A 24,525-nucleotide genomic window follows, 5' to 3' on the forward strand; every position below is an offset into this window, starting at 1 on the left:
GCCCGGAACCGGCAATGGTTCCGGGCTTTCATTTTATTAGGAGCAACATTTAAGGAGAATGACAATGAACTGTAGCGAAAATTTATCCATTCTTGCTTTTACTGACAGCCCCCGGTCCTACCGAAATTTCCAATTGCACTCCAAGATGAAAATCGAATTCTGCACGGACTTGGATAATTACCTCCACGAGGCACTGAACAGTAATTTTTCAGGAATGATCCTTGAAATGAGAAAAGTCATGAGAATACCTGCCCGTGAACGCAACAAGCTTTTCATGCTGGCCGAGAATCAGCCTCTAATGCGCACAAGAACATATAAAGGGACCGTGATCTATGTTGATGACCCAGACAGCTTCCGCAGCAACTGTATTCAGAAGACAAAAGCCCTAGTCCGCCAGCACGAACGTGTAAAAGTCAGCCTACCGGCAATGGTCAGCCATGAAGACGACCATGTCATGGTCAACAAATTCAACGCAGAAATCACGAACATATCTGAAACAGGATGCTTCCTGAAAACATCCGCAGATCTCTCAGAAAATAATTTCATCAACCTAAGAATCAATACGTTATCCAACAGCTTGCCAATCTGTTGTGGAATAAGTTGGAAAACAGATTGTAGCGATAATCTACAAGGTTATGGCATACAATTTTTGCAGATACGTCACGATCAGGCAAAACAGATATACGATGAATTTTTAGGGCCAAAGCTATTCAAGAGCTTAAAATCACGAGACTAATCCTATACAGCTGAGCAAGCTGTTCCCTTTCTGTAAAATTTCATTTTTTGATGTTGACAAAACTTCAATCTCCGTTTTAGTTGAAAATGAATCTCAACTTCATGAATAAAATTTAAGCGGAGGATAAAAATGTTCATTCCCGATTCAATGTGCGGTTGTGCAGCTGAAATCAAACTCAACAATCGAGATGCGATGAGGATTTCGTTGTTTGACGTACAGTTTACCCCGAAAGCAATGATCCTGATCGGTATGGGAATCAAAAAAATTGCCGCGAAACACGGCCTCCCGGAAGGAATAATCAAGGAGCATATGAAAGGGAACCTGTTTATAGCGCCGCCGTCAAAGAATCTATACTTCCTGTTCCATGTACCGGAGCTTGACGCAGACATGCATATAACAATTCCGCCCTGCCATTTTGAACTGATAGGCTGACACAGGATAATACAATTTTCACGGGAGTTAATCTGGCCAGACTTTCCACTTGATCATGTGGGGAAAGTCCGTCTCCGGCACCTGCTCCGGCCTGCAGGTGAACAGGTTGCTCCCGTGATTTTATAACAATCTATGGGGAGAATGGAGAAAGTAATGAATCAGTCAAATAATCAGGTTATTATCTACACAGACAATCCTGAAACATACACTAATACAAACCTATCAAAATTTATAAATATGGAGTTCTGCTCCTGCCCGAATCAATTCTGCCACGCCCCTGCTGGGTAATAACTATTCAGGTCTGGTGCTTGATGTCCGAAAGGTAATGCAAACACCCTGCTGCGATAGAAACCGCATCCTAAGCGTTTCGTCCGGTCTCCCGACAATCCGTACTCTTGAAAAATACAAACACGCAATATTTCTGGACGATCACGAAAACTTCCTCTGCAACTGCCTGAATCGCAAGCACTCAACAGCAGGTCCAGCCTGCCCGATCAACGTTAATATTGAGACTGAAATCAGTCTGGAAGACGATCCTGCAATGGCACAAAGCATTAATGGGACAATCCATCATCTTTCCGAAGAAGGTTGCTCATTTCATACGAATGCTGACCTTAAAAACAATGACTTTATATACCTGAAAATATCATCTTTGAATAACAGGCTGCCCATCTTTTGCGGGCTTTACACTGAAAATTGTGTTCACCGTTGCTCCTGCGGGTTCAGAGTAAAATTTCTGGATATAAAAGATGATCAGAAGAAAGAAATCCGTTCGATAATCGAACACAGCAACATAGATGAAAACCGCCTTGCTTCTTAACACGTAGACACCCGGTGTGCAGGTATGCGATAATGCTTCATCATGATCAGACATTATGCGCAGATATTCCGCATCCTGACCAAGGCATCACTTTGTGTGCTCTTACTGGTATCAGCAGGCTGCTCTATATTTTATAAACCCATAGAGCAGGCACAGTACTATGCCCTTAACCAACAATATGATGCCGCTGTTGATGAACTGAGTGACCTTATTGATTCCGATGCTTCAGAAGAGGAAATAGCACAAGCCTTCATGCTTCGTGGCGAGGCCTATACATCACTGAAAGAATACCGCTACGCTTACCGCGACCTGCAAGTGGCATGGAAACTATCCTGTCATATTTATCAAATTTCTCCCGAACCGCAGCAGCCAGAAAATAATGAACAGCGACAAGAATCCACAAATGCAACACAAGAACCTGCTCCCGCACCATTCAGCCCCGCTCTGGCATGTATTGAACAACTCCCCCAGCTCATAGACAATCTAAAGCCATTTACCAGTGAATTTGGAGCAATTATGGCCACACAGGAAGCATCAGCAATTGTGAAAAAGCTATACCCTGAAATGCCGAGATAAAATTATTCATGCTAAAAAAAGAGCGGACCGAGTTAACCCGGTCCGCTCTTTTAAATTGTATAGTCAGCCTTAATTTCTACTTAAGTTTTTTGCCATCATGCCATGCACGCCCGACACACTCACCGACACCCCAGTAGCGGTTATCAGGCATGGTCAAGGTAAAAGGATTAACCTTTTTGATATCCGGCGCATCATCGATAAGCACATCCTCATCACACCAAGTGGCGACAACCTCACCGACAAAAAGTGTATCATTAGGCAATTCCATAGAATCGAAAACCTTGCATTCAATTGCTACCGGACATTTACTGATCACAGGAGCGTTTTCCAACACACCGGGCTCAACGTCAAAAAGTCCGGATTTATCAAGCTTAGAGCCGGAAACAAGCCCAACAAAATCAGTAACCTCAACCATATCCACAGAAGGGACATTCACGCTGAATTCACCGCTGGCCTTGATAGCAACATTGGAAAAATGTCTTTTGCCCACAGAAATCATCATCAGGGATGGATTATAATTAACGCGTGACACCCATGCCAGAGCCATGAAATTGTTACGCCCATCGTGCCTTGACCCCAGAATTGTCTGAGGCATTGGCAGAGTGAATCCCTGAACACCTATATTCTTTTTAGCCATTTAAACTCCTCTGTAAAAAATCAGCAGGGCTAACAATTCCATAAATATTAATTGAATGCCACTGGAATTTACAAGAACAGCAGCAATGACAAAGCCATAACCGCCATACCGCTGACTAACCCGTAAATGGAAAGATGATGCTCACCGTATTCCTCGGCAGCAGGCAACAATTCATCAAGAGAAATAAAAACCATAATCCCGGCAACACCGGCAAAAATTATCCCGAATACAGTATCAGACATAAACGGCATGAGTAACAAATACCCCACCATAGCACCGATAGGCTCAGCCAGACCGGACAGAAAAGAATAAATGAAAGCCTTTTTCTTATCTCCGGTAGCGTAATAGATAGGGACAGAAACCGCGATACCTTCCGGAATGTTATGGATAGCAATAGCTACTGCGATAGCAATACCGAGACTGGGATCACTGAGCGCGGCAGTAAATGTCGCCAACCCTTCCGGGAAGTTATGGATACCGATTGCCAAAGCAGCCATAGTACCCATGCGAAACAACTTGCGCTTACCATGCTCACTATCCAACCCATCGTTCTTTTCGAGGCTTTCTGGATTCATATCTTCAATACGATGCATCTCGTGCGGGTTTTCATATGACGGCACAAGTTTATCGATTAAAGCAATTAGAGCGATACCACCGAAAAAAGCGATAACTGAAGCCCATGTACCTGCAACCTCGCCCATGTCGGTCTGCAAGGCATCTTTGGCTTTAACCATGATTTCCATAAAGGAAACGTAAATCATCACTCCGGCGGAGAAGCCAAGCGAGAGAGAAAGAAAGCGTGGATTGGTTCGCTTGGCAAAAAAGGCCAATGCAGAACCGATCCCTGTGGAAAGTCCAGCAAATGCTGTAAGCCCGAAAGCAAATAAGACACTTTCTGTATACATATCTTGTCTCTACTTTTTCAAACCCAAACTACAGACTAGAGGCGCCTCAATCAGCAAAATTTTGCGGGGTCCCAACTTGGTATCAGGGTTTGCTTTGATAATCGGATCAAGATTGTCCTGATTGGAAATGTCCACCTTGTTCACCCCGCTGTTCCTTGTCGCGTGGCAAAGCCAGATGTGCCCTTGGTCATCAGGAACAATAAGCCCGACATGGTAATGAAGAAGTTTATAGTTCTTAAACTTTATATCCTTGCTCATGGAAAAAAGATAGACATGCCCGGGCTTCATTTGCTTTATGACATCGGCCCATGCTGCCCGGTCACTAAGTTCAAAACCACGCAGACTCATACCGTTGTTCTCTTCAATTACGGCAGTCTGTCCGAAAGGAAGTACGGCTCTACGCTTCAATCCCTCAGTCAGGTTAAGAACAAGATCATAACCAAAATCCCAATCCTCACCAAAAGGGGAATCCGGCCCGCTGTCAGCAAGACGGTCAATAGTGGTATCGGCCAAGCTGAAATTACGGGCAAAATAGTAACGCGATGCCGCCACGGTAAAACCGCTGCAATTAAGCCCCGGTTCTTTGAGATAAATTCCCGGCTCAGCGAAAAAGGTAAAGTCGCCGAAGCTATTGATGGCAGCGTCACCACGATAGGGAATACCTTCAAAATATCCGAGGATATCTACAGGGCTTGAACATTTCACAGGAGCAGCACCCAACCCACGCGGATCGGGAATGCTTGTTTTGACACATCCCGCCATAAGCGAGACAGCCAAAATTAACAACGATATACAAACTTTCCTACAGTGCATTTAAACCTCAGTCTCCAACTCTCCCGATTCCGAAGCAAGACACCTGAACCTCTCGATATTTTTACGTCCGCCAAGTACGCCGACAATATCGCCTTGCTCAAACTGAAATGACCCGTCCGGGTTCTGAATAAAATGATCATTCCGCAGCACCCCGGCCACGGAAACACCGGTCACAGTACGAATTTTACTGCCCGCAAGGGTTCTTCCCCTGATTTCGGCGTCTTCACTCACTTCAACCCAATTCAGGTTAAGAGATTCAGCAGCCTTGCTCAAACGAAAAAGCTGAGCGGACCGGGGATAATTTCGTTCCACATCAGTGGTATACCTCTCCCGGCGCATAGAATCCATTACATTTTGAATTTCAACCGCAGGAAGGCAAAAATTGAACAGAGTCTGCCGGACCATTTCCAACCCGGTCTCGAACTCAGGCATAATAATATGATGTGCTCCAAGTTCATTAAGAACTTCCAGATGTTCCGGATTGCGAGACAAAGCCACAATCGGACATTGAGGAGCCAAATGATGCACTTTCTGCAATACGGAAGAAGAACCGCGTACTGAAGGAATGGTTAACAGCACCATCCGTGCGTGAGAAACCCGGGCCGCCTCAAGAACTATCTCCTGTCCGGCATCACCATAAACAACCGCCCTTCCGTCTTCTGCAGCCAACTCAATCTTATTGGCATTAAGCTCAACCACCACATGCGGAATATCAATTTCCCGCAGAGAATCAGCTACATATGAACCAAAACGACCATAACCGAGAATAACGACATGTCCGTCCAGTTCACTTTCCGGCAGGTTGATAGTCTGCACGGGATCGCTTTTACGTCGGCTCTGAAGCATTGAATAAAGCGGTCCGGTGAAAGAAGCCATAATCGGGGTCAGCAACATGGTTACGATTCCCGCCCCCATAAAAAGAGGGAAGTATTCCTTGGGGAAAGACCCGGATTCGGTTCCCTGCTGCAAAAGCAGAAAAGAAAGCTCACCCACTTGAAACATTCCTAAGCCTAAAGCCAGTGGAATGACGTTTCGATAATTGAAAAGACGGGCCACAGAGCCGAATATCAACCCTTTACCCACAAGTATGGCACCGGCCAGAATCAAAATGGTACCGATATTTTCCCATACATAAAAGGGATCAATAAGCATCCCCACGGAAGCGAAAAAGATAAGACTGAAAATATCGCGCAGAGGCAATATGTCACTTAAAGCCTGATATGCGTAGCGGGATTCACTGAGCACCATCCCGGCTACAAAAGCTCCGAAAGCAAACGACAGACCAAGCATATGGGTTGCGTAGCCAATTCCAAGACCAATTGCGCTACAGGAAAGCATGAACATTTCCCGTGAATTCCAACCGGCCACAATCCGCATAAATCCCGGAATTACCCGTGAACCGAGCATAAACATGGATACAAGGAAAAGTACGGTCTTAATCCCTGCCATCCCCAAAGCCTGCAAGCCGAAAGAATCTGAGCCAAGCTGGGGCATAATGATCAGCATGGGCACAATGGCGATATCCTGCACCACCAGCATGCCGAGCATGACCCTGCTGGATAGAGTTCCAACCAGACCTTTGCTCTCAAGGGTTTTAAGCACAACCATGGTACTGGAAAGAGCTATAAATGCCCCGAACCAAGTAGAGAGGTGAGAGTCCCACCCCATAAGCTGCCCGGTCAGCCAGCCGAAAGACATTGTTAAAATTATCTGCAGAGGAGTTCCGATTAAAGCCACATGGCGTACCGGTTTGAGTTCCTTGATAGAAAACTCGATACCCAAAGTGAACAAAAGCAGGGCAACCCCGATTTCAGCTAACAATTCAATTTCATGCACTCCGGAAACAGTAATTCCGCCAGTATGCGGACCAACCAGAACCCCGGCAACAATATAGCCCAGCAAAAGGGGCTGACGCAGCATGCGGGCAACAAGTCCGCCCAACATACCCGCAACAATAAGAATAACCAGATCAGAAGCAATTCCCACAGCTACTCCTCAAGATGTTCTGCGCAGTAAACGCAATATCTGCTTTCCGGAAGAGTCAGTAAACGGGCAAGGGGGATATCCTCGCCGCACTCTTCACATTCACCAAAAAAAGAATCTTTTTCCAGACGATTCAACGCATCCTCAAGATTTAAAATGCGCTGACGTGACTGGGCAATCGACGACTTGTTGATACCTTGGTTAAGCATGGTATCAAGGCGTGAAAGTCTGCCTATAGCTGCGTCGGGTTTGACCGGGTCCACGGTTTCTTCCATCTCTTTTACCTGTTTGGTCAGGCTCTTAATTTCAGTTTTAATTTTATTTCTAAGCTCTTCTTTTTGTTTATCATTCATAAGCATCTCCATTAAGGTTCCAATCCTACCCTCGCCCAGTTCGGCTTGCAAGATGAATCGGTCGAAAATAAAAAAGCCCTCCTTGCCGTGGCAAAGAGGGCTTCTGGGATTTATTGCTGCTTAATTATTTGTCAGGCTGGATGTCCTCAATGACCCTGTTCAACTCAGAAGCCATTCCGGAAACTTCCTGAACAGCTTTGGCTGACTCGCTCATCACCTGTGAGGTTTCAAGGGAAATCCTGCTGATATCTTCAGTTGCCCTGTTAATTTCTTCACTGGTTGCAGACTGCTGTTCCGCAGCAGTGGCAATGGCCCGGACCTGATCCGAGGCATTAATTACCAGCTTAACGATTTCTGCCAGAGTCAATCCGGATTCATTGGCAAGTTCACTGCTGCGCTGCGCCGACTCCGCAGCATCCTCAGTAGCCGAGATATTCTGTCTGGTCATGTTCTGAATCTTGGAAATGGCATTGCCGACTTCACCGGTAGCGGACATGGTATTTTCCGCCAGCTTACGGACTTCATCAGCAACGACTGCAAATCCGCGACCGGCCTCACCTGCGCGAGCGGCTTCAATGGCAGCATTTAACGCCAGCAGGTTGGTCTGGTCCGCAATATCATTGATCACGCCGAGCACGTTACCGATTTCCTTAGCTTCAATACCGAGCTGTTCCATAGATTCTTTCAGAGCATCAGCCTGACCTCGCACACCATCGGCAGACTCAATCATCTGCTGCACCAGCTTCGAACCGTTTTGGGCTTTATCGCGGGCAGTATCAGCGTCTTCTGCTGCAAGACCTGCATTCTGAGCAACCTCAAGTACGGTGGCATTCATTTCTTCCATAGCGGTAGAAGTTTCAGCTACACGGTCACGCTGTTCCTGAGCACCCCGGTTGGACTGCTCAATCTGAGCGGAAAGCTCTTCGGCTGCACTGGAAAGGGATTGAGAGATCTGCTCCGCATCAGCGGCAGCAACGGTTATACGCTCATTCTGTTTTTCAATTGCAATGGCCTGCTGCCTGATTTCAGTCATATCAATCAGCACAGTGATAGCCCCAAGCAGATTCTTATCCATATCGTAGAACGGAGTAGCGGAGACTCGAAGATATTTCTTATTTCCTTTTAAGGTCACAAATTCAATTTCTTCTTCTATTTCTTTCTCATCAACAACAGCTTGATCAGAAATAGTCATTTGCGAACTGTCTCCCAGCAGGAACTCACCCGCAATAAGCCCTACCGCCTGCTCAGGAGTTATATCGGTCTCTACGATGTCGCATTGCTCCTGATTGGTCCAAAGCATCTTCCGGTCAGGGCCGACAATACTGCATGGAACTCTCATGCCATTAAGTACACCTTCGGAAAAGCCCAGCTTGGTTTTAAGTTCTGCGACCATGGCATTAATTTTTTCAGCCAGAGTTTCAAACTCATACTTATAGGTTCCCTTCAATTCCGCCCTGAGATTTCCGGCGGCAATTTCAGTTGAAAATTCTAGAATATTGTCAACCGGCCTCAGAACAAGCTGCTTAAGGATGAAAATCATAACACAGCTAAGAAGAAGAACTACTATGCCTCCACCTACAAGCAGTACATTTCGTTGATGGGTGGCTGCGGCTGTCAGATCATCTTCATAAGCACTGACCACAATAGCCCACCCTGTTCCGGGCATAGTTTTGAAAACCATATATTTTTGACGCCCTTCCCACTCATAGGAAGTGCCGCCTTCCTTCTTGGAAAGAACGGTCTTAACAAAGTCATATTTTAGGAGATCTTTAAGATACAATTTTTTGTTCATGGCATGGGCAATGACGCGCCCTTTATTATCCAGCATGAAACTGTATCCATCCTTACCAATCCGGAAAGGATCAATAAAGTTCTGAGTATATCTTTCCCACTTGGGAAAAACGCCTATCCCACCGATAATTTTACCGGAAGAATCACGTACGGCGTGGGCAATGGCAAAAATCAAAATTCCACCACCGCTTTTAGAGACAAGAATATTGTCCTGAATGTAGAACTCAGTGCCGGAAAGAACCTTTTTGACGTACCCCCGGGAGGAGCGGTCGGCCCCGGCCATATTGCTTCCTTTTGCATTGTATCCGGCAACAACCTTACCGTTTTTATCAAATATGAAAGCCGCCCAATAATCACTGGATGAATTTATGAGCGACTTAAGCAAACCCTCAATAGGCCCAGTCTTACCGTATTCAAGAGCCTCTTGAGCAGGCTCCCCTTTGGCCATAATCCTGACCACATCGGAAGTCTGCCCCATATAAAGATCAAGTGCCTTTTCCGACTGATCAACCATGCTTTGCATCGCATTCTTCTGCTCTTTGAAAACAGCCTTATAGGTACTGTCCGCAACCCACCAGACACCAATGGAAATAGTTAAAGCAATAAGTACAAAAACAATCACAGCGACAACAGAATTAATACTCTTAACCTTCATGCGCAGTCTTCCCATTTAAATCGTTATTGAACCCACTGACCCCACTAAGAATCAATGAAACACTAACATAAATACAATAAATTAGACAATCGCGAATAGATCAGAAAATAAAACTTAATACTATATCGACCACTTTTGGAGAAAAGTTAACAGGAGCTGTTTCCATTGCCTGATAACGTTTTTTCTGCCACAAGGGGAAAGCGCAATAGCAAATAGCAACCAAAGAGGTAATAAAAATGAGTAACGAACCTGATAAGATCATATATTCCATGGTCCGGGTAAGTAAGTTTTACGAAAAAAAACCCATCCTGAAAGATATCTCCCTTTCATATTTTTACGGAGCCAAAATCGGTGTACTGGGCCTGAACGGTTCCGGTAAGAGTTCACTCCTGAAGATTCTGGCTGGCGTGGACGACAGCTTTGAAGGTGAAACCCATATTTCCCCCGGCTTCACCATCGGTTACCTTGAGCAGGAACCGCTGGTAGATGAAACCCGCACTGTACGTGAAGTTGTTGAAGAAGGTGCTGCAGACGTAGTGGCCCTCGTTAATGAATTCAATGAAATCAACGCCCAGTTTGCTGAGCCGATGGAGCCTGAAGAAATGGACGCTCTTCTTGAGCGTCAGGCCAAGGTCCAGGAACAGATGGATAATTGCGGTGCATGGGATCTCGACTCCCGCCTTGAAATGGCTATGGATGCCCTGCGCTGCCCTCCCGGTGACACTCCTGTTTCCGTTATCTCCGGTGGTGAAAAACGCCGCGTAGCACTTTGCCGCCTGCTGCTTCAGGAGCCGGATATCCTGCTTCTTGACGAACCTACCAACCACCTTGATGCAGAATCCGTTGCATGGCTGGAAAGACACCTTCAGAACTATGCCGGTACCATTATTGCCGTAACCCACGACCGTTACTTCCTCGACAATGTCGCAGGTTGGATTCTGGAACTGGACCGCGGGCGCGGTATTCCCTGGAAAGGCAACTATTCCTCATGGCTGGAACAGAAAGAAAAGCGTCTGGCCAACGAAGCCAAATCCGATGAAAAACGCCGCAAGACACTTGCTCGCGAGCTGGAATGGATTCGTATGTCCCCGAAAGGCAGAAGATCCAAGAGCAAGGCCCGTATCAGCGCATACGAATCCCTCGCCAACCAGCAAAGTGATGAATACTCACGTGATCTTGAACTCTACATCCCGCCGGGACCTCGCCTCGGTAAGCAGGTTATTGAACTTAAAGGCGTGCACAAGCAGGCTGGAGACAAGCTGCTTCTCGAAGACACCAGCTTCATGATTCCCGCAGGTGCCATCGTCGGTATCATCGGCCCCAACGGAGCCGGTAAAACCACCATGTTCAAAATGATCAGCGGGCAGGAACAGCCGGATCAGGGTGAAGTAATCATCGGGGAAACCGTACAGGTCACCCATGTCGACCAGCACCGCGATGCCCTTGATCCTGAGAAGTCTGTTTATGACGTAATCTCAGGCGGCAACGAGTTCGTTAAACTTGGCGACAGGGAAATCAACGCCCGTGCTTATGTCGGCAAGTTCAACCTGACCGGTTCAGAACAGCAGAAAAAGTGCAAGGTCCTTTCCGGTGGTGAACGTAACCGCGTCCACCTCGCACTTATGCTTCAGGAAGGTGGAAACGTACTCCTGCTTGACGAACCTACCAACGACCTTGACGTAAACACCATGCGCGCACTTGAAGAAGGCTTGAACAACTTCGGCGGCTGCGTTCTGGTTATTTCTCACGACCGCTGGTTCCTCGATCGTATCGCAACTCACATCCTCGCCTTTGAAGGAGACTCTTCTGTATACTACTATGAAGGTTCCTACTCAGAATATGAAGAGGATCGCAAAAAGAGACTGGGCAAAGATGCAGACCAGCCTCACCGCATTAAATACAGAAAACTCACCAGATAAAATAAAACGGGGAAGAAAGCTGAACTTTCTTCCCCGTTTTTTTATTTCACTGAAACTTCATTAGACTGAACCTGCCGAACAATCTTAAGACTTGCAGGACAGACCAAATCCCGCCCGCATTTTTTGGCCCGGTACAGTTGCTCGTCAGCCTCTTGAATTAAACTCTTGAAATCTCCATGGCCGCGTAGCTCAGCCACTCCGATGCTAACTGAAACTGGTAAGTAAGACTCTCCCACCTTGAACATGCGTTCTCGAACACATGAACGCAGTCTTTCAGCCACCTTTATCCCGTCATGCACCCCTGAATGAGGGAGAATCACCAAGAACTCCTCCCCTCCCAAACGACCGAAATGATCGACTTCCCGGAGCACATCACTGCAACGTGAGGCTGTTTCCTTCAGAACTTCATCACCCACACAGTGCCCATGATCATCATTGACCTTCTTAAAATGATCAATGTCCATCATCAGTACCGACAGCTTGTTATTAAAACGGAGTGCAGACTTAAAAATACAATCCCCGGCTTCCAGCACTCTGCGGCGGCTGCATACCCCGGTAAGCTCATCGACAGCCACCAGCTTTTTCAAGTCTTCCATTGCTGCATACTCACGGCGCAAAGACCTCCCGAAAGTATATAGAAAAAAAGCTCCAAAAATATTGGCTAGCACAAGATAACATGCTGAGTTCAAAAAAGAACTGGACTGAACAGGAAGGACCGTTGCCAAGACAGACAGATACAGAACTGACCCGCAAACGGACGCAATAAACGGCATTATGATACGCGGTGGCAACAGAATATAGTAAGCCAGCACAATAAAGACAGTTACCGGAACACTTAGTGAACCGATATCTGAAAATTTGACCAACAACTCCAATGATTCAGCAGCCATGACCGAGAACATACACAAAGACATGCAAAAATATTGCACTCTTCGACTGACCTTGTCAGCCCAAAGCAGGATAAACGCAAAAGAACCCAGTAGGCATGCGCTTAAACTTCCTAGTAAAATGGTATGAAATTCAGCCCCGGGACCGAGGTCTCCATAATGACTATAACCACACGCAATGTATGCAACTATAGTAACTAAGTATAAAAACAGGAGTCTAAACCTGACTGAAGGCCATTTATCTCTTTGAAACGAATCTTCAAGGGCAGAATCTTTAAATTCGCCCATAAAATTTAATTTATCCACAGCTCCCCCCGAGCAAAAACGAGGGCAAGATGTAACTGTAGGAACAAGTTAAGTCAAGTTTGAGCGCATTTTCCTAAGCAGCAAAGAACTGAGCAGAGACTGAAATAACACAAATAATCTTTTTCACATCACACATTAACACATCAATACAACAGCTTAACCTTTCAGTGCAGAGATCAATCCATTTTTTATAACAAAAACAACCTTTATATCATTAACTACTGCATCAGGTACACACGCAGACCATTCTTCAACTATCTCATCACCTTCGACTTCATAGCTGATATTATCCCACTGGTAACGGGAAACGGTCTTCATTTTATTGAAATATTTCCCAAGCGATGGATCACACCCGTTCGGCAATCCGCAACAAGCCCGCCATAAGGAAAGACTTCCGGCAAGAATGTTCCAATTCAAATCAGGTGGAAATCCGTCTACCTGCGTAGCTGCCTGCATTGGGACTAAAACTTTCCCTGAACTTGAAAACACTTGGTTTATTTCCTCTCTCCCCTCCTGAATCAGTTGAACGCTTCCCAACTTAAATGGAGATACGTGGCCGAAATAAACAGCCCGGAAACTTCCGGCTTCAAGTTCAAAATCCAGCACCAGCTTGGGGATTTGTCCTCGTTCCTGCAAGAGGTCCATGCCCTTAAATCTTAGCAGTCCGAAATCAGAAGGAACCTTCAAAGTAGAAACATCATTCGGGTTTCCAAGTAACAAGGATAAAAGGTAAAGCGCAGGTTTCTCAAAACAATATGAAGAAATATCATTTACCACCGTCAAAACCCCTTTAGTCGCGTTGCTTACATGCACCGGCAATACCGATCTTACTCAATCCTTCGTTCAAAATGCGGGAATAAAAAAGCCCCTGTTCATCTTTTCGAAATGCGACAAACAATTCATTAACACCAAAAGCCCTTGGATCAATCTCAACAGTATCACTACGTTTTCCAACTTCCTGATCAGTAACTGCCAAATAACTGAAGACCAATGGATCTATCACTGCACAATCTATCCTGCCCTTAATTACTTTCATTATATTGCTTTTATCTGAAGGGGCATAATCAGCATCAATAGTGCCATTGAATACAGCCATATCCAGTTCCGGTGTATTCACGTATCCGGCAACAAAGCCCACCCGCAGTCCGGCTAAATCATCAACACTTCTCCAGTTAACCGGGTTCTTTTTACGCACCAGAAGGCTTACGGGGCTGCACCCATAACTTTTAGAAAAAATGTACTTTTCTGCTCTTTCCTTGGAGTAGTATTCAGGAAAATATCCTGCGACCATAAAATCAGTCTCCACCATACGCATAGTTCTTTTCCAAGGCATAAACAAAATCTTTAATTCATAGCCCATCGCCGCAAAAGCCTGACTCACAATTCTGGCACTGGTCCCGCTTTCCGGTAGCCTTTTCCCTACATATGGCGGCCATTCGAGAGAGCTGAGATAGATAACATTGTCGGCACCAGCGCTTGCAACACCTATCCCAAGCAAAAGCAGCATTGTTGCAAAAAAAATTTTGAAGCGCCTGACAGACATAAATCAACTCCATTTATATTTTGATAAATATGTACCTTATCAGCTGGTTGAGCAAGAATAAAACAAAAAAAAGAAATGCGGCATTAAATGCCGCATTTCAATCTATCCACAACCTAATATTTATGTAAACAGGAGGAGATTCCCAGCCGCCTTCCACTTCACGAAAGAACTACTGCTACAATTCATTGTTTAAACCGGACAGAATCCGGTTAACCATCAGCAGACTCCGTGCTCCAACGTACTCCAAAATGAGTGGACAACCTGATATGAGCAACTGACATTCTTTCTATCTATCAGCTGCTTTCCCGGCAAATCGGAAAACAGGGTTTGCGACTAATAAGGATCCGTAAAAGAACCCCTTACACCTCCTCCCGGTTAACTCATGAGAAAATAAGTCTTTATTATAAAATAAGTCCTTTTTAGAATTTGTCAGCCTCACATACGCTTAAAACCGTCTCCGGGCTCCAATGCAGGAATCGTATCCTCTTCTCTATGAATGACCGGAGTAAAATGATGGGAATCGTCAGGGACAGTAAAGAATTGCATTGTCTCCTGAAGTTTAACCGCCTGTGCAGACAACTCCTCAGATGTGGATGACAACTCTTCCGCAAAAGCAGCATTACGTTGAATCACGTCATCAAGCTGAGTAACAGCCTTTGAGATCTGCTGTCCTCCTTCATACTGCTCACGACTGGCAGCAGCCACTTCACCAACAAGCTCCTCATTACGGTTGATGTCTTGAATCATAGTATCCAAGACTTGTTTGGCTCTCTCAGCGACCTCTAAACTTGAGCCCGTCAGTTCCCTGATCTCTCCGGCTGCCACACCACTTCTTTCGGCAAGCTTGCGCACTTCTGAGGCTACCACGGCAAAACCTTTACCATGCTCTCCGGCACGCGCAGCCTCAATAGCAGCATTCAAGGCCAAAAGATTAGTCTGGCGTGCAATATCCTCAATTATGGAGGTCTTTTCTGCAATATCCTTCATTGCGACAACTGTTTGAGAAACAGCCTCCCCACCATTCACAGCTTCACGAGCAGTTTTTACCGCTATTTCACGAGTCTCTTCTGCAAGCTCAGTATTCTTGGATATATTGCCTGTCATCTGAGAAATGGAAGCGGAAACTTCCTCCACCGAAGCAGCCTGCTCCGTGGCACCAGCTGAAAGATGCTGGGCGGAAGCGGAAACCTCCTCACTTCCTGCAGCAACCTGCTCTGCGGCGGATTTCACTCCGACAACAACATCACGCAAAGATGAAATCATACTTCCCAATGAACGCATCAGCTTACCAATCTCATTAGGAGAATCACTCGTTACAGAATCAGTTAAATCCCCTGCAGCCATTTTCCCGGCCACCTGCATTCCACCACTTACAGGGACAATCACCAGCCTGCGGACTGAAAAATAAACTATACCGCAAACCACCAGAACAATAATTCCCCCAACTGCCGTCAGGACATTACGTTGCATAACAGCTGCAGAAGCCAGATCACTTTCATACGCAGTAAGCATTACCAGCCATCCTGTTTTAGGATCGGTCTTGAAAATCATGGCCTTACTGCGCCCCTGCCAATCATAAAATTCATTTCCTGAACCCGCAGCAAGTGCTCTTTTCATAAAATCGTACTTACTTAAATCCTGTAGGATCAATTTTTCCGCCGGATGATAAAGCACCAACCCATCGGCATCTGTAACAACACCGTATCCTTCAGTACCGACAATAACAGGCCGTACAAAACGATCGGTAAATTTCGCCCAGTTACCAAAGACAGCAATGCCGCCCAACAAACGGCCTTGCCCATCTGTGACAGCTGCACTAGCCCCGAAAAGCAGGCTTTTATCAGTCTTGGACCGAAAGACAGACTTGGTTATGTAACTGTCTTCACCTTTTAAGATCGCCTTAACGTAGTCTCGCGAACGTATATCCAGTCCATCGAGAATGGTGCCTTTGCTGTCCATCCCCGATAAAATTTTTCCATTGCGATCAAATGCGAGAACAGCCCAGAGCACTTCATTATTGCGCATGGTTTCTTTAAACAACGCTCCGGCGGAGGAAGATTTATCTTCAAATATTTTTTTTACTGCTTCCTGCCCTGAAAGACTCTTAACCACTGCCATTGTATCAGTAACGAATAAGTCCAAAGAAGACGCAACAATGGCTGCCTGACTGCTGGCTGACTCCATAGAATTATCAAGAACCATTTTATATGAAGAACTCTGGACGTAAAAGACAAGCCCTCCAATTCCAGCCAAAATAGGTATGATAATCGGCAACAGTATCACTCTCAGCAAACTTCTCGATACCCAGCTCATGCTAACGCTCTCCATTTAAAATCATAAATAACAACATGACTACTCACACTGAGTTTGAAAATAACCAGACCAACTGTACCCCAACAGGGTATCCTAGTCCAACACAAAACAAACACATCCGTATATATTCCCCCCCTAAAAATTCATAAGACAAAAAAAAGCCCGCAAGTATAATCACTTGCGGGCTGGAAAGTCATTTCTTAAATATTAAATTATGCGTCAACCATCATTTCAGCACATTCCATAGCAGCTTTGAAGCTATCAAGAGAAGCTTTACCTGTTCCGGTTATATCATATCCGGTCCCATGATCAGGTGAAGTGCGCGGGAATGGCAGGCCGAGGGTAATATTCACCGCTTCGCTGAAATGGAGCAGCTTGAGCGGAGCCAGCCCCTGATCATGATACATAGCCAGCACCGCACTATAATCGCCCTGTGCTGCAAAAATAAAAAACAGTATCACCCGGAAAAGGTCCTTCCACATCAAAACCTCTGGCCTGTGCTTCAGCAATGGCAGGTTCAATGACCTTGATCTCTTCATCACCGATACGCCCGGATTCCCCGGCATGCGGATTCAACCCGCAAACCGCTATAGGTTTGGTAAGCCCCAAAGACTTTACCAAGCCATCGGTCAATTCAATACAACGCAGAATACGCTCCTTGGTAACCAGTCCCTCAATATCCACAAAACGGGGATGAGTGGTCACAAGACTTACCTTGAGTTTCGGGCCGCCAAGATGCATGCATACATTCTCTCTCCCTACACCGGAACGGGTTGCCAGAAATTCAGTATGACCCGGAAAGTCAAATCCGGCCAGTTGCAGCATGGCCTTATTCAGAGGGCAGGTAACCAGGCCAGCCAGAACCTTACGATTCAGCAGGTCCATTGCTGTCTCCATAGCTTCCCCGGCACAACGTCCACCCTCAGGATCAGCATGACCGACTTTCAGTTCAAAATCGTCCAGTACTTTCGGGCAGTACAGGTAGTACCCCGGCTCGGCATCAACAATCTGCTCCGGGTCATCAAGTACAGTATAAAATTTTTCCAGACCCAATCGCTCAAGATGGTACAGCAGACCATTCTCCGGACCAATCATCAAATAAGCACGGTCAGCCGGACGATCTGCCAGCAATCTACAAGCAAGCTCAGGCCCCAATCCATTAGGATCACCAAGAGTAATACATATATTTTTTTTCATGATAATTTGCCTCCGGCGGCTGGGGAAGGGAAACTTTTGGGAAAAGTTTCCCTTCCCCAGACCCCATCCCTTCAAAACTTTTCAGTTTGCTTCGCATATAGCTTACAGACTGATTTTCAACAAAAACAACCGCAATATTTTGATACATATTGCGGTCTTGTATTTAGCTACAATTCACGCGCGAAGCGGCGAAGCCCCGACAAAATTTTTTGGGATTCTTAAGCCCTTTTTCAAAAGGGTTTAAGGCCCCCGGCAGGGTCGCCGAAGGCTTCTTCCTACGCCTGCTTTGGTCGTAAAGCAATAGCTCCCAAAGGCGGCAGAGTCAGTTCCAGATAGTAGGGGAAAGCGCCCAGATCTCCTGCTTTACGGGCCTCGACATTACCGATGTTACCCACATTGGAACCACCGTAAATTTCAGCATCGGAATTGAAAATTTCCTCCCAATTCCCATCTTGAGGACAACCGAGGCAATACCCAGACCGCACCACCGGAGTGAAGTTAAACACCCAGAGAACTGGGCTCTCGCCTTCACTCTTGCGCAGAAAACTTATGGTCGATGACTTGTAATCATTAAAGTCCACCCACTCAAAACCGGACCAATCAGTGTCGTGCTTGTACATGGCCGGATTCTCATGCATGACCCGATTCAAATCAATGACCGTGTTGCGCAAGCCCTGATGAGAAGGAAAACCGAGCAACATCCAATCAAGCTCCTGACGGCAATTCCACTCATTCCACTGCCCGAACTCACAGCCCATGAAAAGCAGATTCTTGCCCGGATGAGCCCACTGATAACTGAAGAGCAAACGCAGGTTAGCCATCTGCTGCCACATATCACCGGGCATTTTGGAAAGCAGCGCACCTTTACCATGCACAACTTCATCATGAGAAAGCGGCAGGAAAAAGTTCTCGCTGAAAGCATAGATCATGGAAAAGGTCAGGTTGTTATGATGGTAAGAGCGGTGAATGGGACTCTTTTCCATGTAATCAAGAGTGTCATTCATCCAGCCCATGTTCCATTTAAAAGTAAAACCTAGACCTCCGGTATAAACAGGACGGGACACACCGGGCCATGAAGTTGATTCCTCGGCAATCATCATAGCACCGGGAAACTGCTCGTGAACTACGGTATTAAGTTTCTTGAGCAGCTCAATCGCCTCTATATTCTCATTTCCGCCGTGCTCATTGGGAATCCACTCCCCTTCACGACGGGAGTAATCGAGATAAAGCATGGAGGCCACGGCATCAATGCGCAGTCCGTCTATGTGAAATTCCTTAAGCCAATAAAGAGCATTAGCCAGCAGAAAGTTGCAGACCTCATGACGACCGAAATTAAAAATGTAGGTTCCCCAATCCGGGTGCTCTCCTTTACGGGCATCGGCATGCTCATAAAGAGATGTGCCATCAAAACGACCCAAACCCCAATCATCCTTTGGAAAATGACCCGGTACCCAGTCAAGGATCACGCCCAGTCCGGCCTGATGGCACTGATCAATGAAGTAGCGCAAATCATCAGGATTACCATGCCGCGATGTGGGTGAATAGTAATGGGTTGTCTGATAGCCCCACGATTCATCAAGGGGATGCTCGGCAATGGGCATCAGTTCGATATGGGTGAAACCCATATCTTTTGCGTAAGGAATCAGCTCTTCGGTAAGCTGGCGGTAGGAACGATAATCCCAGCCTTCCCTGCGCCACGATCCGAGATGAACCTCGTAAACAGAGACAGGCTTATCCAACGGCAAGCCGGTCTGACGCCGTTCGGACATCCACTCTTCGTCCTGCCATTCGTAATTATCAAGCCCCCAGGTAACTGCGGCATGGCCGGGACGCATTTCAGTGCGGAAAGCTAAAGGATCGGTCTTGGTTACTTCATGACCGTCACTCTGAACCACATGATATTTATACATCTGACCGGGCTTCACGCCGGGAATAAAGCCGGCCCAAATGCCGGAGACTCCCACAGGCATAAGTTTGTTGGCCCGGTTATCCCAGCCATTGAAGTCACCGGTAACATAAATTTCACGGGCATTGGGCGCCCAGACCGCAAAACGGTAACCTTCCTGACCTTCATGCAGATCAAAATGAGCACCGAGTATACGGTATAAATCCCAGTGTTCCCCTTTGCCGAACAGGAAAAGATCAAAAGGGGCAATATAAACAGGTAAAGTTTCTGGCATTAGGGTAAATTCCTCTGCTTTGCTGCGATCATCCGTAAATTCAACAGCCTGTATAATTTTTTGAACCGATAAAAAAGGTCCTACAATCTGGCACCCAGCTCGCGATATAATTTTATGTATTCACCCGCTGAACGATCCCATGTGAATTCCTTACGCATGGCCCGCTTCACCATTTTCTGCCACTCTTCACGGTCATGCCATGCCTGCACAGCCTGCATTACCGCTTCATAGAACAAATCTGAATCCGGCTTCTCAAAGGTAAAGCCGGTGGCATCAGACGCCGGATACGGAGTAATGGTATCGCGCAAACCGCCCACAGCTGTAGCTACGGGAGGAGTACCGAAGCGCAGAGCGTAAATTTGGGTCAATCCGCACGGCTCATAGCGAGAAGGCATTAGAAATATATCTGAGCCTGCTTGAATTCCGTGAGCCAGATCCTCGGTATACCCGACCTGTACGCAGAACTGCCCGGGATACTCTTCCATGAACTCCAGTAAACGTGCTTCGTAACCAAGATCACCCTCACCAAGCACAATTACCCCTACATCTTTCTTCATCAGCCTAGGCAGGATGTCAATGAGCAGGTCGATTCCCTTTTGCCCCCGTAAACGTCCTATGAACCCCAATACAGGCTTATCCTCCAGTTGGTCGGACATGTAAAAATCTCGCAGCATACTTCTCTTGCACTCCAGCTTGCCGCGGGTATCTTCTGCGCTGTAGCAACAGGGTAAAAACTTATCATTACAAGGATCCCAAATAGAGTAATCTGCACCGTTCAGGATACCGTGCAGCTTGTGGGACTGGGTATTGAGAAAACCTTCCAGACCGCAGCCAAATTCCGGACCTAAAATTTCTTTCGCATAAGACGGGCTGACCGTAGTCACCGCATCGCTATAGGCAATGCTGGCCTTAAGCATGTTCAAATCGCCGTAAAACTCGGCCCCGTGCATGGTCCATGCTTCAGCAGGCAGGTGGGATTCATGAAACAACCTTTCAGAAAAACGCCCCTGAAAAGCAAGGTTGTGAATTGTAGTCACGGTCTTGGTGTTCTTCCAGAATGAATCCGTTTGCCGCTCAAAATACAGATATGGCGGCACCAGTGCGGACTGCCAGTCATGGGAATGAACCACTGCCGGAGGCGAGGGAAGCATGCGTGCCCACTTGAGCACAGCCTTACAGAAAAAGATGAACCGTTCGCAATTGTCGAAATAATCACCGTAGTGGGTGTTGTAATAATGACGACGATCAAAAAATTCACCACGAGACACAAAATATACGGAAATACCATCGTAGTCAGTCTGGTAAATTTCTGCTGTCGTGTCCGGCCAAGGATAGCCCACATGCAGGTCGGAATAAACCAGCCGCAATTTATGACCGTCAAGATTCATGCGCCCGTAAAAAGGCGTGATTACAGCGGTTTTGGCTCCCTTGGCGTGGATTGCCGGAGGCAAAGCCCCCATAACATCACCAAGTCCGCCGGTTTTTGAAAAGGGATACATTTCAGATGTAACATAAAGAACGTCGTGCACTGGTCCGACTCCCTTTAATTTTCAGCTTGTTATTATTTATTGCCAACAGCAGCGTGAGTCTGCAACCGGATCAGATTGGAAGAGAAATCACTTAAAATGTCGCGATGATCAAAAACAAGATCAGGCAGACTGTCCAGTTTAAAAAAACGCGCCCCTCCTGCATCATCCCCGGCCTGCAAAGCAGAAGTGTCACTGGTCACGGCACTATAGGTAACGCTTATGGTATGCTGGCGGTCATCGCGGCAGGGCATGGAATAAACCCCGACCAACCCCGTCAGGACAACTTCCAGCCCGGTTTCTTCCTTTGCCTCGCGAACGGCAGCATGTTCAAGGGTTTCGCCGTAATCAACAAAACCTCCGGGCAAAGCCCAACCTAAAGGAGGATTATTCCGTTCAATAAGTACAACCCCAAGGATAGGATCATAAATAACAACATCAACAGTGGGAACGGGATTACGATAAAGTACAACATCTTTCCCGCAGTGGGGACACGGTTTTGATCCGAGCATTAAAACAGCCTTTCTTTAATCAACTACAAATACATGAACTTTTATCCATAGAAACAAATGACTATCAGTTCCTATAAATACCGCGAATGGAATTTCATTACAAGAGAATCCGCTTTTTTTTCTGAAACTTCACGTTTGTAACATCCAAACACCAGTTCAAAATCTTGTACAGCCCTGTCCAGGGCCCGTTAATCCGCACATATTCATTGATTCAGGCCGTACTGCATTCCCTGATATGCTCTTCTGCTCTGATAGGGAATGAATACTTCTATGCCATAACAATGAAAAAGGCCCCGTTGGTTAGATCCAACGAGGCCCGTTTCAGCATTTTCTCAGCAAAAGTTTGAAGGTAACATGGATATAGCAATGGGTATGCCAAAACTTAAAACCACTCCCAAACTGAACTCAAGTATCTAAAATAAATGAACAATGTTTTGAAAACAGTTTATACCGAGAACCTGCAAATCAGTACAAAAACTTTTACCCATTCATTAAACAGCGCTCAAATCCCGGATAAGGGGTTAAATATTTTTAACCGTTCCATTCATTAATTGCCCACCATGATTTACACTGGCGATTCGCATATGATAAACAGCCTTGAAAGATATAAAAAATCGAACAGTCAGGATTATCCAACCATCTAACACTGAGGTTTCTACAATGCGTGCACCGACACTCATCCTTGCAATGGCCCTACTTCTCTTTGCTGCCGCTCCAGCATCAGCAGCCGGACAGTGGACTGACGATCTCCCCAGAAAAATGGGGAACTGCCAATTATTGCCCCCGTCGTATGTTGATGGAACCGGACTCACCAGATTTATTTCCTACTTCACTCCCAAGGGCATGGCATATGGGATAAAAACTCAAGACGGCAAAACTTTCGATTTATCATCACAAGCTCTTGGCGGCCAAACATCTGTACCTATACAATCAGGAATCCCGCTTGATCAGGTTAAGAGGGTACTGGAAACAAAGTGTGCCGAATAGCCACGCAACACTTCTCAATCCAATCAGCAATCCAACAAAATGAAAAAGGCCCCGTTGGTTATTTCCAACGAGGCCTATTTCAGCATTTTGTTCAGCAAAAGTTTGAAGGTAATATGTATATAGCAACCGCTGTGCCAAAACTACACACCCCCAGCAAAACACAGCTAATACACTGAAATAAAACATTTAAAAGCAAACAAGATATACTCCAAGCAAACCGCATCTCAGTACAGTTTTTTTTACCCGACAAAGTAATACCGGATGAATCAACCATTTAGGGTATAATAATTTTTACCGTACTTAGCACCCATAACCAACACTGCAATATTGGCCTACTCAATCCAAAATTCACGATTCATAAGATTTCATTCCTAAACAATTTCGCTTTAAAATGAAAAAGGCCCCGTTGGTCATTTCCAACGAGGCCTATTTCAGCATTTTGTTCAGCAAAAGTTTGAAGGTAATATGTATATAGCAACCGCTGTGCCAAACCCGTATGCACACCAAACGAGAAATGCAACCACCTGAAATACAATAATAAACCAAGACACACAGGTTAAACAAAACACCCGCCAATCTGTACAAAAAATTTTACCCATTCCTAAAACAGCACCCGAATACGGCATCGGGGGTAAAATATTTTTTACCGCCTAAATAAAAAGACCTGCCCTTACGAAAAGGACAGGTCCAAGAATATCATTTACTAAAAGTAGTTAATCTACAATTACAAATCCGGCATTGGTTAATTGCTCACGCGTAACCACACCATCTCGAAATATTTTGATTTTATTATCTGCAAGCGGTTCAACAACAGTTGAGGGATTTCCGCCTTTCGGACCGGGATCAGGAGTATAAACCCCTTCGACCATGATAGTCAGTTCTGCATCCAACTCTGCTGCAATACCGGTCCCGGGCTTGCCGCTCATATTGGCACTGGTTGCGATAAGCGGAGCATGAGCCTTGAGACATAACTCAGCTGCACGCGGATGATCTGTCCAACGAACAGATGTATATCCCCTTGAATCCTTTACAGCAGAAGGAAGCTCTTCCCGAGCCTTAACCAGAATTGAAAGCGGTCCGGGCCAGAACTTTTTGGTAAGCTTAAGCAATTCAGGAGAAACAGATTCTGTAACAAGGTCAAGCTGATCAATACTGCCGATAATCAACGGCAACGGTTTAGATACCGGACGTCCTTTGATAAGGGCGACACGATTCGCAGCCCTTTCATCCATGGCATCTGCACCAATGGCAAAAAGGGTTTCCGTGGGATAGACCAAGACCCCACCGGTCCTTAAAATATTTACAGCTTCCTGCTCAATCATACCTGTTTTACTCCAAAAAACGCATTACAGCATACGGAGCGACTATTAATACCAACTTTATGCTTTATGTCCAGCATCTTTTAATGCTTCGGAAATATCATTATTAACAGACTACACATAAGACAGCAGAAG

The 24,525-nt window shown here is 46.0% G+C and carries 22 protein-coding genes; 6 read left to right on the forward strand and 16 right to left on the reverse strand.

Annotated features, from left to right (window positions below; translation table 11 throughout):
• Positions 1-64: 64 nt before the first annotated feature.
• The 4 genes from DESAL_RS14055 to DESAL_RS14070 all read left to right on the forward strand — a co-directional run bounded on the left by DESAL_RS14055 (position 65) and on the right by DESAL_RS14070 (position 2,564).
• Complete coding sequence (locus DESAL_RS14055; protein ID WP_015852644.1) at positions 65-736, forward strand: PilZ domain-containing protein; 672 nt, start codon at positions 65-67, stop codon at positions 734-736.
• A 129-nt stretch (positions 737-865) separates the two neighbouring features.
• Positions 866-1,168: a hypothetical protein gene (locus tag DESAL_RS14060; protein WP_015852645.1), complete on the forward strand. Its 303-nt coding sequence runs from the start codon at positions 866-868 to the stop codon at positions 1,166-1,168.
• Between the two features lie 325 nt (positions 1,169-1,493).
• Positions 1,494-1,988 (forward strand): PilZ domain-containing protein, encoded by a 495-nt coding sequence (locus DESAL_RS14065; protein WP_015852646.1) that lies wholly within the window; start codon positions 1,494-1,496, stop codon positions 1,986-1,988.
• Positions 1,989-2,030: 42 nt separating this feature from the next.
• The gene (locus DESAL_RS14070; protein ID WP_015852647.1) at positions 2,031-2,564 is read left to right on the forward strand and encodes a hypothetical protein; all 534 of its coding nucleotides are present in this window, start codon (positions 2,031-2,033) and stop codon (positions 2,562-2,564) included.
• A gap of 76 nt (positions 2,565-2,640) precedes the next feature.
• On the opposite strand, the gene DESAL_RS14075 is transcribed toward DESAL_RS14070, so the two are convergent.
• The 6 genes from DESAL_RS14075 to DESAL_RS14100 all read right to left on the reverse strand — a co-directional run bounded on the left by DESAL_RS14075 (position 2,641) and on the right by DESAL_RS14100 (position 9,701).
• Positions 2,641-3,201, reverse strand: a complete 561-nt coding sequence (locus DESAL_RS14075) for a flavin reductase family protein (RefSeq protein ID WP_015852648.1) — start codon at positions 3,199-3,201, stop codon at positions 2,641-2,643.
• Between the two features lie 68 nt (positions 3,202-3,269).
• On the reverse strand, positions 3,270-4,106 hold the full coding sequence (gene zupT, locus DESAL_RS14080; RefSeq protein WP_015852649.1) for a zinc transporter ZupT: 837 nt from the start codon (positions 4,104-4,106) through the stop codon (positions 3,270-3,272).
• A gap of 9 nt (positions 4,107-4,115) precedes the next feature.
• Positions 4,116-4,811, reverse strand: coding sequence for a hypothetical protein (locus DESAL_RS14085; protein WP_245543744.1), 696 nt, complete (start codon positions 4,809-4,811; stop codon positions 4,116-4,118).
• A 108-nt stretch (positions 4,812-4,919) separates the two neighbouring features.
• Positions 4,920-6,905 carry a monovalent cation:proton antiporter family protein gene (locus DESAL_RS14090; protein ID WP_015852651.1) on the reverse strand — a complete coding sequence of 662 codons (1,986 nt, stop codon included), beginning with the start codon at positions 6,903-6,905 and terminating at the stop codon, positions 4,920-4,922.
• Positions 6,906-6,907: 2 nt separating this feature from the next.
• Positions 6,908-7,255 (reverse strand): TraR/DksA family transcriptional regulator, encoded by a 348-nt coding sequence (locus DESAL_RS14095; protein WP_015852652.1) that lies wholly within the window; start codon positions 7,253-7,255, stop codon positions 6,908-6,910.
• Positions 7,256-7,379: 124 nt separating this feature from the next.
• Positions 7,380-9,701 carry a methyl-accepting chemotaxis protein gene (locus tag DESAL_RS14100; RefSeq protein WP_015852653.1) on the reverse strand — a complete coding sequence of 774 codons (2,322 nt, stop codon included), beginning with the start codon at positions 9,699-9,701 and terminating at the stop codon, positions 7,380-7,382.
• Positions 9,702-9,937: 236 nt separating this feature from the next.
• Between DESAL_RS14100 and ettA the strand changes: the two genes are divergently transcribed.
• Positions 9,938-11,620 (forward strand): energy-dependent translational throttle protein EttA, encoded by a 1,683-nt coding sequence (ettA, locus tag DESAL_RS14105; RefSeq protein WP_015852654.1) that lies wholly within the window; start codon positions 9,938-9,940, stop codon positions 11,618-11,620.
• A gap of 41 nt (positions 11,621-11,661) precedes the next feature.
• On the opposite strand, the gene DESAL_RS14110 is transcribed toward ettA, so the two are convergent.
• The 9 genes from DESAL_RS14110 to DESAL_RS14150 all read right to left on the reverse strand — a co-directional run bounded on the left by DESAL_RS14110 (position 11,662) and on the right by DESAL_RS14150 (position 22,084).
• Positions 11,662-12,534, reverse strand: coding sequence for a GGDEF domain-containing protein (locus DESAL_RS14110; protein WP_245543745.1), 873 nt, complete (start codon positions 12,532-12,534; stop codon positions 11,662-11,664).
• Between the two features lie 435 nt (positions 12,535-12,969).
• A complete protein-coding gene (locus tag DESAL_RS14115) occupies positions 12,970-13,500 on the reverse strand; it encodes a hypothetical protein (RefSeq protein ID WP_197528751.1) in 531 nt (176 codons plus the stop codon).
• Between the two features lie 103 nt (positions 13,501-13,603).
• On the reverse strand, positions 13,604-14,356 hold the full coding sequence (locus DESAL_RS14120) for a substrate-binding periplasmic protein (protein WP_015852657.1): 753 nt from the start codon (positions 14,354-14,356) through the stop codon (positions 13,604-13,606).
• Positions 14,357-14,791: 435 nt separating this feature from the next.
• On the reverse strand, positions 14,792-16,669 hold the full coding sequence (locus DESAL_RS20245; protein ID WP_015852658.1) for a methyl-accepting chemotaxis protein: 1,878 nt from the start codon (positions 16,667-16,669) through the stop codon (positions 14,792-14,794).
• Between the two features lie 212 nt (positions 16,670-16,881).
• The gene (locus tag DESAL_RS20640) at positions 16,882-17,130 is read right to left on the reverse strand and encodes a 4-hydroxythreonine-4-phosphate dehydrogenase PdxA (protein ID WP_342626812.1); all 249 of its coding nucleotides are present in this window, start codon (positions 17,128-17,130) and stop codon (positions 16,882-16,884) included.
• Entirely contained in the window at positions 17,090-17,866 is a 777-nt protein-coding gene (locus DESAL_RS14130) for a PdxA family dehydrogenase (protein ID WP_342626813.1), read from the reverse strand. The genes DESAL_RS20640 and DESAL_RS14130 overlap by 41 nt, the downstream gene beginning before the upstream one ends.
• A gap of 275 nt (positions 17,867-18,141) precedes the next feature.
• Positions 18,142-20,046, reverse strand: coding sequence for a 1,4-alpha-glucan branching protein GlgB (gene glgB, locus DESAL_RS14140; protein ID WP_015852659.1), 1,905 nt, complete (start codon positions 20,044-20,046; stop codon positions 18,142-18,144).
• A gap of 80 nt (positions 20,047-20,126) precedes the next feature.
• Positions 20,127-21,575 (reverse strand): glycogen synthase GlgA, encoded by a 1,449-nt coding sequence (gene glgA / locus DESAL_RS14145; protein ID WP_015852660.1) that lies wholly within the window; start codon positions 21,573-21,575, stop codon positions 20,127-20,129.
• A gap of 32 nt (positions 21,576-21,607) precedes the next feature.
• Complete coding sequence (locus tag DESAL_RS14150) at positions 21,608-22,084, reverse strand: NUDIX domain-containing protein (protein WP_015852661.1); 477 nt, start codon at positions 22,082-22,084, stop codon at positions 21,608-21,610.
• A gap of 660 nt (positions 22,085-22,744) precedes the next feature.
• Between DESAL_RS14150 and DESAL_RS14155 the strand changes: the two genes are divergently transcribed.
• A complete protein-coding gene (locus DESAL_RS14155) occupies positions 22,745-23,071 on the forward strand; it encodes a hypothetical protein (protein ID WP_015852662.1) in 327 nt (108 codons plus the stop codon).
• 713 nt (positions 23,072-23,784) lie between these two features.
• Here DESAL_RS14155 and DESAL_RS14160 read toward each other — a convergent pair.
• Positions 23,785-24,393 (reverse strand): L-threonylcarbamoyladenylate synthase, encoded by a 609-nt coding sequence (locus tag DESAL_RS14160; RefSeq protein WP_015852663.1) that lies wholly within the window; start codon positions 24,391-24,393, stop codon positions 23,785-23,787.
• Positions 24,394-24,525 lie beyond the last annotated feature (132 nt).

This window comes from Maridesulfovibrio salexigens DSM 2638, from assembly GCF_000023445.1.
Taxonomy (GTDB): Bacteria; Desulfobacterota; Desulfovibrionia; order Desulfovibrionales; family Desulfovibrionaceae; genus Maridesulfovibrio; species Maridesulfovibrio salexigens.